This is a genomic window from Pseudomonas sp. 18058 (genome assembly GCF_902706155.1).
GTDB lineage: Bacteria > Pseudomonadota > Gammaproteobacteria > Pseudomonadales > Pseudomonadaceae > Aquipseudomonas > Aquipseudomonas rustica.
Genome location: NZ_CACSJY010000096.1, coordinates 1 through 10,427 on the forward strand (window position 1 = coordinate 1; position 10,427 = coordinate 10,427).

The 10,427-nt window shown below is 60.9% G+C and carries 9 protein-coding genes; 6 read left to right on the plus strand and 3 right to left on the minus strand.

What is annotated here, in order from left to right; translation table 11 throughout:
- Positions 1 to 91: 91 nt before the first annotated feature.
- On the minus strand, positions 92 to 715 hold the full coding sequence (locus tag GVL50_RS27735) for a glutathione S-transferase N-terminal domain-containing protein (protein WP_159815759.1): 624 nt from the start codon (positions 713 to 715) through the stop codon (positions 92 to 94).
- Between the two features lie 201 nt (positions 716 to 916).
- On the opposite strand from GVL50_RS27735, the gene GVL50_RS27740 reads away from it, so the two are divergent.
- The 4 genes from GVL50_RS27740 (at position 917) to GVL50_RS27755 (ending at position 3,461) form a co-directional block, all read left to right on the plus strand.
- Positions 917 to 1,438, plus strand: a complete 522-nt coding sequence (locus GVL50_RS27740) for a DUF3455 domain-containing protein (protein ID WP_053121866.1) — start codon at positions 917 to 919, stop codon at positions 1,436 to 1,438.
- 143 nt (positions 1,439 to 1,581) lie between these two features.
- Positions 1,582 to 2,118, plus strand: coding sequence for a sigma-70 family RNA polymerase sigma factor (locus GVL50_RS27745; RefSeq protein ID WP_159815760.1), 537 nt, complete (start codon positions 1,582 to 1,584; stop codon positions 2,116 to 2,118).
- On the plus strand, positions 2,115 to 2,807 hold the full coding sequence (locus tag GVL50_RS27750; protein ID WP_159815761.1) for an anti-sigma factor domain-containing protein: 693 nt from the start codon (positions 2,115 to 2,117) through the stop codon (positions 2,805 to 2,807). The genes GVL50_RS27745 and GVL50_RS27750 overlap by 4 nt, the downstream gene beginning before the upstream one ends.
- A 213-nt stretch (positions 2,808 to 3,020) precedes the next feature.
- Positions 3,021 to 3,461, plus strand: coding sequence for a hypothetical protein (locus GVL50_RS27755; protein WP_159815762.1), 441 nt, complete (start codon positions 3,021 to 3,023; stop codon positions 3,459 to 3,461).
- A gap of 70 nt (positions 3,462 to 3,531) precedes the next feature.
- On the opposite strand, the gene GVL50_RS27760 is transcribed toward GVL50_RS27755, so the two are convergent.
- Positions 3,532 to 4,623, minus strand: a complete 1,092-nt coding sequence (locus GVL50_RS27760; protein WP_159815763.1) for a DUF1615 domain-containing protein — start codon at positions 4,621 to 4,623, stop codon at positions 3,532 to 3,534.
- A 271-nt stretch (positions 4,624 to 4,894) separates the two neighbouring features.
- On the opposite strand from GVL50_RS27760, the gene GVL50_RS27765 reads away from it, so the two are divergent.
- On the plus strand, positions 4,895 to 7,099 hold the full coding sequence (locus GVL50_RS27765; protein ID WP_159815764.1) for a TonB-dependent siderophore receptor: 2,205 nt from the start codon (positions 4,895 to 4,897) through the stop codon (positions 7,097 to 7,099).
- 502 nt (positions 7,100 to 7,601) lie between these two features.
- Positions 7,602 to 9,137, plus strand: a complete 1,536-nt coding sequence (locus GVL50_RS27770; protein WP_159815765.1) for an FAD-dependent monooxygenase — start codon at positions 7,602 to 7,604, stop codon at positions 9,135 to 9,137.
- A gap of 125 nt (positions 9,138 to 9,262) precedes the next feature.
- Here the strand turns inward: GVL50_RS27770 and hemB are convergent, their stop codons facing one another.
- Positions 9,263 to 10,237 (minus strand): porphobilinogen synthase, encoded by a 975-nt coding sequence (gene hemB, locus GVL50_RS27775; protein ID WP_053121880.1) that lies wholly within the window; start codon positions 10,235 to 10,237, stop codon positions 9,263 to 9,265.
- Positions 10,238 to 10,427: the final 190 nt, after the last annotated feature.

Genomic DNA, 10,427 nt, shown 5'->3' on the forward strand with positions numbered 1-10,427 from the left:
CGCGAATGCGGTGGGTCAGTCAATTTATCTGTCGACTGACCCACCGCATTCGCGAGCAAGCCCGCTCCCACATTTTGGTTTTGCGCCAAGTTCAAGCAGGCCAATGCCGGGCAAACACCGGGGACAGCACCGGGTGCCGGTCAATGCGTTGCAGCCACGCGTAAAACCCCGGCCGCGTCTGGCGCAAATGCTCGCGGCTCCCCGCCCAACGGGTTACCACCGCCGCCAATACATCCAGCGCGCCCGGCGTTTCGTCGTCCAGGTACAGTTCGGCGGAGAACTGGTCGGCGAACACTTCCCAACTCCAGTGCAATCGCTCACGGGCACCGGCCATCAGGTTCTGTCGCGACGCTTCGTCGGGCATCAATAGCCAGCGTTCGGGGTAGTCGATCACGCCAATTGCTGCGTAACAATTGCTGACGATATAAACCATGCCGCGAATCGCCTGGTCACGCTCGGCGGCCTCGACTGGCAGCAAACCGGACTTGGGAAAGGTCAGCCCGAGGTGAATCAGAATCGCCGCGCTTTCGGTCAGCGCACTGCCGTCGGGCAATTGCAGGGTCGGGATCTGTTTCAGCGGATTGAGTTTGGCCAGCGCCTCGGCGGCCTCGCTGCTGGCTTCGATATCGATGAAGCGATAGGCGATCTGGCACAGCTCCAGCGCCGCTTCGATGGCGGCTGCGCCGGAATTTCGATGTCCGTAGAGTTGATACATAGCTCCCCCCTTTCGATTGGTTATCCGCCCACTTCAGTTGTAGTGCATTTGCAGCCTTTGGGTCTACCTCCCTGCCCAGTGGGGCTTCAGGGTGTTTGAAATTTATTTTTCAGGCACTGCATCCAAACCGCTCCGCCACGGGTAGTCCCTGTAACAGCCCTCCTCGGCTGCCAGCGGTTTACCCTTTTCGGAGAACACCTGATGAACATCACCCAACTGATTGGCTTCACCGGTTTGCTCGCCGTCACCTCGACGACCTTCGCCCAAAGCAGTTATCCCGATGCGATTAAAGTCCCGGACGGCCACAAGATCGCCATGGAAACCACCGGGGTTGGCGAGATTACTTATGAATGCCGCGACAAACCCAACGCCGCCGGGCAGACCGAGTGGACGTTCGTTGGCCCGAAAGCGGTGCTCAATGATCGCAGCGGCAAGCAGGTCGGCACTTATTTCGGCCCGCCGGCTACGTGGCAGGCCAAGGACGGTTCGAAAGTCACCGGCACGCAACTGGCCGTGGCGCCGTCAACACCGGGGAACCTGCCTTATCAACTGGTCAAGGCCAATCCGGCTGAAGGTAAAGGCGCGATGAGTGGTGTGAGTTACATCCAGCGGGTTGCGCTCAAGGGCGGCGTGGCGCCGGGCAGTGAATGCACGGCGGCGAACAAGGGCAAGCAGGAAGTGGTGAAGTATCAGGCCGATTACATCTTCTGGGCCGCCAACTGATCCCATGCTTTTGTGGGAGCGGGCTTGCTCGCGAAGGCGTTGTATCAGAGAAGAATGAGTTGACTGACACGACGCCTTCGCGAGCAAGCCCGCTCCCACTGGGATCAGTGGTGTTTTGGGGAATGTGAGCTAGATTGCACGACATGCCTTTAGCCGAATCCGAGTTCGATTACCAAGCCCGCCTCGCCGCCTGTGCCCGGGGCGAGCGTGCGGCCCTGCGCGATTTGTATGTGCAGGAAGGCCCGCGTCTGCTCGGTGTGGCCAAGCGGCTGGTGCGAGACACGGCGCTGGCGGAGGACATCGTCCATGAAGCCTTTATCAAAATCTGGAACGGCGCGGCGGGTTTTGATCCGGCGCGCGGTTCGGCGCGCGGCTGGATGTTCAGCGTGACCCGCCATCTGGCGCTGAATCAGTTGCGCAATCAGGCGCGGGAAACGCCGTTCAACGAAGCGCATGAAATGCCTGTGCACGACGAGGATGCGTTCGACGCCCACGCGCATTCGGCGCGCATTCACCGTTGCCTCGAACAACTGGAGCCGCAGCGCCGCCACTGCATCCTTCACGCCTACGTCGACGGCTACAGCCACGCGCAGATTGCCGCGCGCCTCGACACGCCGCTGGGCACCGTCAAAGCCTGGATCAAACGCAGCCTCACTGCGCTGCGGGAGTGCATGGGATGACCATTGAATCGGCGCAGGATCGTGATGAACTGGCCGGCGAATATGTGCTCGGCACCCTGTCGGCCGAGCAGCGCATCGAGGTGCAACAGCGTCTGCAGCATGATGCGGATTTGCGCGCGGCTGTGGATGCTTGGGAGCGGCGTTTGCTGGAGCTGACGGATCTGGCCGAACCACAGCAACCTTCGGCGCAGCTGTGGCGGCGGATCGAACGCAGTGTGGATCGGCTGACGCAGACAGCGCCGGCGACGTCCTGGTGGAATCTGTTGCCATTGTGGCGTGGGTTGACCGCTGCCGGTCTGGCCGCGACGTTGGTGTTGGGCGCGATGTTGCTGACCCAGACCACGCCGAAGCCGAGTTATCTGGTGGTACTGGTGGCGCCGCAGGACAAAGCGCCGGGCTGGGTGATTCAGGCGAGCGACTCGCGGGAGATTCAGTTGATTCCGCTGGGCGTGGTCGAAGTGCCGGCGGACAAGGCGCTGGAATTCTGGACCAAGGCTGATGGCTGGCAAGGCCCGGTGTCGCTGGGCTTGGTCAAACCGGGCGAGGCGTTGCGGGTGCCGTTGGATAAACTGCCGCCGCTGCAGCCGAATCAGTTGTTCGAGTTGACGCTGGAAGGCGCCAATGGCTCGCCGATCGGCAAACCGACCGGGCCGATTCAGGCGATTGGCCGCGCAGTAAAAGTCCTCTGAAGTCCCCGGTAGGAGCTGCCGAAGGCTGCGATCTTTAGCTCTTGCCCTTTCAAATCAAGATCAAAAGATCGCAGCCTTCGGCAGCTCCTACACGGGTGCGTTTCAACCATCATTGCTGTCGATGTTCACCATCACGTCAATGAAGTTCTCATAAAAAATCCCCGGCGTAACATCGGCTCCATACCAACCAACAACACCCCGGAGCACACCATCATGAAACGCCAAACTCTTCTCAGCATCGCTTTCTCGGTCTTCGCCGTTAACGCTTTCGCCGCTACCCCAACCCACACGATGATCGCCGCCGACGGCTCGGATCGTCTGTACCAGAACGCTGTTGCGGCAGATGGCTCTGATCGCCTGCAAGGCAACACCATCGCCGCTGATGGTTCCGATCGTCTGCAAGGCAACACCGTTGCCGCTGATGGTTCCGATCGTCTGCAAGGCAACACCGTCGCCGCTGATGGTTCCGATCGTCTGCAAGGCAACACCGTCGCCGCTGATGGCTCTGAACGTCTGCAGGGCAACACCGTTGCCGCTGATGGTTCGGATCGTCTGCAAGGCAACACCGTCGCCGCTGATGGTTCGGATCGTCTGCAAGGCAACACCGTCGCTGAAGGTGGTTCTGATCGTCTGCTTGAACGCCGCGCTGTCTGAATGACTCGCGTCATCGCAACAACCCAGAGAAACCCGGCTCCCGCAGCCGGGTTTTTTATGTCCGCTTGATTTAGTTGGCCTTGGCCATGCAGCGCTTGTAACGCTCGTCCACGCGTTTGGCGAACCACGCGGTGGTGAGTTTGCGGGTGATTTTCGGGCTCTGCAGGACGATCCCCGGCAACACCGCACGCGGCAGCGTTTTACCTTCGGCTTTTTCCGCCAGTTCAAACACCCGTTGATAGAGTTTGGTCTCTTCGAACTCCAGTGTTTTGCCCTTCTCCAGTTGATCGCGAATGGTTGGGTTACGCATACCCAGCGATTTGCCGAGGGTGCGCACCGCCAGTTCGGTGCTGCCGGGCATGATCGAGTCGTAACGAATCAGGTCGCCGTCCAGCGCCAGCGGAATGCCCGAAGCGCGGCTCACCGCATTTTGAAACGCGGCATTGCGACTCGCGTACCAACCGGCATTGAAATCGGCGAAGCGATACAGCGGCTCGCGGTAACTCACCGGGTAACCGAGCAAATGCGCGATGCCGAAATACATGCCGCCGCGACGGCTGAACACTTCGCGGCGAATCGTGCCGTCTACCGGGTACGGATAATCCTTGGCGTGTTGCTCGGCAAATTCGATGCTGACCTGCATCGGCCCGCCGGTGTGCACCGGGTTAAAGCCGCCAAACAACGTGCGGCCCATGGGCACCCTGCCGATGAAGTCGTCGAAGATTGCGCTCAACTCCTTCTCGCTGCGCGCGGCGTTGAGGCGTTCGCTGTAGGTCTTGCCATTGGTTGAGCTGACTTGCAACGCGCCGCTGACCAACAGGCTGGGGATGTGCACTTTGCCGGCGCGACGATCGATTTCGTCGCGGGCGATTTTGCCCAGACCGGGTACGGTGGGGTCAGCCTGAAAGGTTGATTCCTGCTCGGCCACGGCCAGCACTGAACAGAGATTCTGCGTGGTCGGGCTGATGTTCTGCGCGGCGAAAGCGGCATAGATATCGGTGGCCCAGCCTTGCCGATCGGCGATTTTAGCGGGCATTAGCCGAACGATTTCGGCCTTCACTTCATTCGGCGCACGCGGTGCAGGTTCGTCGCTGCGCTGACTGGCGCAACCGGCCAGCACGAGCATGGCGGCGAGGGTGATCAGTAATCGAGGGGTGTGCATGGCGCTCCTTCCAGTCCGTTGAGCCGCGATCACCATACACAATCCGTGTAGGAGCTGCCGCAGGCTGCGATCTTTTGACTTTGATTTTAAAAAACCAGATCAAAAGATCGCAGCCTTCGGCAGCTCCTACGTGTGTTATGGGGAGTACTGACAAACTGATTGCAAAACGTGACTGAGAAAACCTATCATTTGCACCTGGAGTCGCATTTGCGCAAGGAGTTCCCGCGCCGCCCTAACTTTTCTCACCGGCCGTGCGCCTCCAGGTACAACAATGCCCGCTCCAGCCCGACTCGCCGTCCCATTCCGCCCGACGTTGCTCGCCCTGCTGTGCTCCCTGACCGTTACCGCTCACGCCGCCGAAGCTGACAATAAAGAGCTGGTGCTCGACAACGTCAACATCAATGCCCAAGCCCCAACGCCAAACGCCCTGCCCCCGGTTTACAGCGGTGGTCAGGTCGCGCGTGGCGGTCAGCTCGGTGTGTTGGGCAATCAGGACATGATGGACGTGCCGTTCAGCGCCGCGTCCTACACCGAACAACTGATTCAGGATCAGCAAGCCGAAGACGTCGCCGACGTGCTGCTCAACGATTCGTCAGTACGTCAGGCGTCGGGTTTTTCCAACCAGTCGCAGGTGTTCATGATTCGTGGCCTGCCGCTGAATGGCGACGACATTTCCTATAACGGCCTCTACGGCGTGCTGCCACGGCAGATCATTTCCACCGATGCCCTGGAACGTGTGGAAGTGTTCAAAGGCCCGAACGCCTTTATCAACGGCGTGACCCCGACCGGTTCGGGCATCGGCGGCGGCGTTAATCTGCAACCAAAACGCGCCGGCGACGAGCCGCTGCGCCGCTTCACCACCGACATCAACAGCGAAGGTCGCGTCGGCCAGCACTTCGACATCGGCCAGCGTTTCGGTGAAGACAACCGCTTCGGCGCGCGGATCAACCTGTCGCAGCGCGAAGGCGATACCGGTATCGATCACGAAAACCAGCGCTCGAAACTGTTCGCCATCGGCCTCGATTATCGCGGCGATGCCCTGCGCCTGTCCGGCGACTTCGCCTATCAGAAAGAGCGCGTCAACGGTGGTCGCAACTCGGTCAACCTCGGTACTGCCACGCACATTCCGGACGCGCCATCGGCTGATACCAACTACGCGCCGAAGTGGGGCTACACCGACATCGAAGACACTTTCGGCATGCTCCGCGCCGAATACGATCTGAACGATAACTGGACTGCCTACGCTGCCGGCGGCGCCAAGCACACCCGCGAAGTCGGGCGCTACAACTCGACCACGCTGGTTGGCAACAACGGTGCTTCGTTCACCACCGGTTCGTTCATCCCCCACGACGAAGACAACACCAGCGTCATGGCCGGCCTCAACGGCAAATTCGACACTGGCGCGGTCAGCCACAAGCTCAACTTCGGCCTGACCGGCATTTGGACAGAACAACGCAGCGCCTACGATTTCGACCTGACCAAATACGCCAACAACATCTATCACCCGGTGCAAACACCATCGCCGGTCGGCAACTTCGCCGGTGGCGACAACAGCGATCCGGGCATCGTCGGCAAGACCTTTAACCGCAGTATCGCGCTGTCCGATACCCTCGGTTTCTTCGACGATCGCCTGCTCGTTACTGCCGGCCTACGTCGTCAGCAATTGGTCGTGCAGGGTTACAGCTACGCCAGCTACGGCAGCGGCCCGCGCTCTTCGAGCTACGACGAATCGATCACCACGCCGGTCTACGGCATCGTGTTCAAACCGTGGGATCACGTGTCGTTCTATGCCAACCATATCGAAGGCCTGGCGCAGGGTCCGACCTCGCCGACCAGCAGCGGCGGTTTCCGCGTGACCAACGGCAACGAGGTATACGCACCGGCGCGTTCCAAGCAGACCGAGGCCGGGGTGAAGGTCGACATGGGCACCTACGGCGCGAGCCTGGGTGTTTACCGTATCGAGCAACCGAGCGACGGTTACTGCGAGATCGACAGTGCGACCACTTGCACCTACGTGCGTGAGGGCGAGCAGGTCAACAAAGGCGTGGAAATGAACGTCTTCGGCGAGCCGGTCAGCGGTCTGCGTTTGATCAGCGGCCTGACCTTGATGGACACCGAACTGAAAAACACCCAGAACGGCGCCAACGACGGCAACCGGGCGATTGGCGTGCCGACGTTCCAGTTCAACGCGGGTGCAGATTGGGATGTGCCGGGTCTGCAAGGTGTTGCGCTGAATGCGCGGATGCTGCGTACCGGTGGGCAGTATGCGGATGCGGCGAACAACCTGAGCCTGCCGACGTGGAACCGTTTCGATGCGGGCGCGCGGTATGCGTTCAAGGTGTCGGAGAAGGACGTGACGTTGCGTCTGGGCGTGGAGAACCTGGCGAACAAGAAGTACTGGGAATCGGCTCAGGGCGGTTACCTGACGCAGGGTGAACCGCGTGTGGCGAAGTTGTCGGGGACGATTGATTTCTAAGCCTGAAAAGCCCCTCACCCTAGCCCTCTCCCAGAGGGAGAGGGGACTGACCGAGGTGTTTGTGCGAGGTACGGCGACCTGAAATATCGAGTCGAACTCAGGCCTTGGGAAATACACAAATCAGCCCCTCACCCTGGCCCTCTCCCGGAGGGAGAGGGGACTGACCGAGGTGTTTGTGCGAGGTACGGCGACCTGAAATACCGAGTCGGACTCAGGCCTTGGGAAATACACAAATCAGCCCCTCACCCTGGCCCTCTCCCGGAGGGAGAGGGGACTGACTGAGGTATTTTTTCGAGGTACGCCGACGTGTGCCACCGAGTTGGACGCACAGTTTGAAAAGCCCACAAATCGGCTCCCTCTCCCTCGGGAGAGGGCTGGGGTGAGGGGTCCGGATCTACGCCGCGCAACAGCCCCCTAGCCGAACACCGACCATCTGACCAATCCACTGGCCACCCTCTCCTTCTGATCCATACTTGCTGCACCCCATGCAGAGGACTCTCTCATGCACCGCAGCGACGTATTGATCACCGGCGCCGGCCCCACCGGTCTGGTGCTGGCCCTGTGGCTGAGCAAACTCGGCGTACGCGTGCGCATCATCGACAAGACCTCGGCCCCCGGCACCACTTCACGGGCACTGGCGGTGCAGGCGCGAACACTTGAGTTGTACCGGCAACTGGATCTCTCCGACACCATCGTGCGCAACGGCCACCGAGTCGCGGCGGCGAATTTCTGGGTCAGTGGCAAACCGGTCGCGAAGCTGCCGCTGAACCGTATCGGCGAGGGCCTGACGCCCTACGCATTTGTCGAAATCTTCCCGCAGGATCAGCACGAAAAACTGCTGATCGAACGCCTCGAAGACTACGGCGTCACCGTCGAGCGCAACACCACGCTGGAGAGTTTCACCGAGGACGGCGACGGCCTCACCGCGCATTTGCGCCTGCCCGATGGCGAGCAGGAAATCTGCCAGGCCTGTTATCTGGCCGGCTGCGATGGCGCCCGTTCGGTGGTGCGCAAAGCCCTCGACGCCGGTTTCCCCGGCGGTACTTATCAGCAGATTTTCTACGTCGCGGATGTGCAGGCCAGCGGCCCGGCGATGAATGGCGAGTTGCACATCGATCTCGACGAGGCAGATTTTCTCGCGGTCTTCCCACTGGCCGGCGAAGGCCGCGCGCGGTTGATCGGCACCGTGCGCGATGAACGGGCGCAGCGCGCGGAGACGCTGGAGTTTTCCGACGTCAGCAGCCGCGCCATCGAACACCTGAACGTCCATGTTGAAGATGTCCACTGGTTCTCCACGTATCGCGTGCATCACCGCGTCGCCGAGCACTTTCGCGGTGGCCGGGCGTTTCTGCTCGGCGACGCCGCGCACGTGCACAGCCCCGCTGGCGGGCAAGGCATGAACACCGGCATCGGCGATGCGATCAATCTGGCGTGGAAACTGGCGGCGGTGCTCAGCGGCGCGGCCACGCAGGAGTTGCTCGACACTTACGAAACCGAACGCATCGCCTTCGCCCGCAAACTGGTGTCGACGACCGACAAAGTTTTCAGTTTCGTCACCGCCGAGGGGCGTCTCGCCGACCTGCTGCGCACGCGGCTGGCACCGTTTGTGATTCCGAAAATGGCCTCATTCGAGGCCAGTCGCGAATTCCTCTTTCGCACGGTTTCACAGGTCACCCTCAACTATCGCGGCATGCCGCTGAGCCTAGGCGTGGCCGGCCACGTGCACGGCGGTGACCGCTTGCCGTGGGCGCATGATGGTGAGGGGGATAATTACGAACCGTTGCGCCAGCCGTGCTGGCAGGTGCACGTGTACGGCGACACCAGCGACGAGATGATCGCCTGGTGCAATGAACATCATCTGCCGCTGCATGTGTTCGACTGGCGCCCGGCGTTTGAAACGGCGGGACTGGGGCGCAACGGCTTTTACCTGCTGCGCCCGGATACCTATGTGGCGATTGCCGATAACAGCGCGGATCCGAAGGTGATTGAGCGCTACTTCCGCGATCACGGCATCCGGCCCTACTTCAACTGCCCCTGACCCAGCACAAATCAAATGTGGGAGCGGGCTTGCTCGCGAAAGCGCTGTATCAGCACTCGATGTGCTGACTGACACGACGCCTTCGCGAGCAAGCCCGCTCCCACAGTTTTGATTTGCGCTGTTGCTTAGATCCCGGCCAGGGCCAGGTCCATCGCGAAGTAGGTGAAGATCAAATCCGCACCCGCACGTTTAATCGCGCCCAGGCTTTCGCGCACCACACGATCCTCATCAATTGCACCCGCCTGCGCGCCGAACTTGATCATCGCGTACTCGCCGCTCACCTGATACGCCGACAACGGCAGGTTCGAGGCTTCGCGGATGTCGCGGATGATGTCCAGGTACGCACCGGCCGGTTTGACCATCAGCGCATCGGCACCTTCCTGCTCATCGAGCAGCGATTCACGCAGTGCTTCGCGGCGGTTCATCGGGTTCATCTGATAGCTTTTGCGGTCGCCCTTCAGCGCGCTGCCACCGGCCTCGCGGAACGGGCCATACAGCGCCGAAGCGAATTTGGTCGAATAGGCCATGATCGGAATCTGGGTGAAGCCGGCCGCGTCCAGCGCCTGACGAATCGCCCGCACCTGACCGTCCATCGCCGCCGATGGCGCGATCACATCAGCGCCAGCGCTGGCAGCGGCCACGGCTTGCTTGCCGAGGTTGATCAGGGTCTGGTCGTTGTCGACTTCATGGTTGTGCATCACACCGCAGTGGCCGTGATCGGTGTATTCGCAGAAGCAAGTGTCGGACATCACGATCATGTCCGGCACAGCGTCTTTGGCGATGCGCGACATGCGCGAAACCAGACCGTCTTCACGCCAGGTGTCGCTGCCGTTGCCGTCCAGATGATGCGACACACCAAAGGTCATCACCGATTTGATGCCGGCGCGCGCATAGCGCTCGATCTCGCTGGCCAGTTTGCGCTCGGGAATGCGCATCACGCCGGGCATGCTTTTGATCGGCACGAAGTCGTCGATTTCTTCTTCGACGAAGATCGGCAGCACCAGGTCGTTCAGGCTGAATTCGGTTTCCTGGAACAGACTGCGCAGGCTCGCATTGCGGCGCAGACGGCGGGGACGTGCTTCGGGGAACTGACTGGACATGGGGCCTTTCCTGAAAAAACGGCAGATGAGACGAAAGTCGTAGGGGGCGAAGCTTATGCCTTGCGGGGGGTGAGGCACAAACCTGGATCAATCAAGAGAGCGTTACCGTGGGAGTAATAATCTCTTTGCAGCAACACAAATCCCCTGTGGGAGCGGGCTTGCTCGCGAAAGCGGTGGGTCAGCAATAGAT